The organism is Pseudoalteromonas sp. S3178 (assembly GCF_005886985.1).
In the GTDB taxonomy this organism is placed as follows: Bacteria; Pseudomonadota; Gammaproteobacteria; order Enterobacterales; family Alteromonadaceae; genus Pseudoalteromonas; species Pseudoalteromonas carrageenovora.
Genome location: NZ_PNCW01000427.1, coordinates 1 through 335, shown reverse-complemented (window position 1 = coordinate 335; position 335 = coordinate 1). Strand labels below are relative to the sequence as shown.

The window sequence follows — 335 nt, the reverse complement described above, 5'->3', positions numbered from 1 at the left end:
ACCTTGGCTAAACAGCTCAACTTGCTCCAAAATTTCAAAAAAACTCGGAGCATCACTTACCATTGCTTGAGTGATCCCTGTCAGTTCAGTGATTTTTTGTGGGATACGACGCATCGGATTAACAAGTGATTGCCATTTAGCAACAACCTCGCCGTTAACGACTTTTACCATGGCTACCTCGGTAATGCGATCAAACTCTTTATTGCCACCGGTGGTTTCAATATCAACAACGACATAAGGTTGCTCTTTGCAAATATGCCATTCAACGGTTTGCAGTCGCGTGGGAATATTGCATTGCAAGAGTTTAGAAATGTTAACTAGCTGACTTCGGCTAA

The 335-nt window shown here is 42.4% G+C and carries 1 protein-coding gene; it reads right to left on the bottom strand.

What is annotated here, in order from left to right:
• Positions 1–335 (bottom strand): 3'-5' exonuclease (locus tag CWC11_RS21595; RefSeq protein ID WP_249330799.1); only part of this gene is annotated, 335 nt, incomplete at both ends.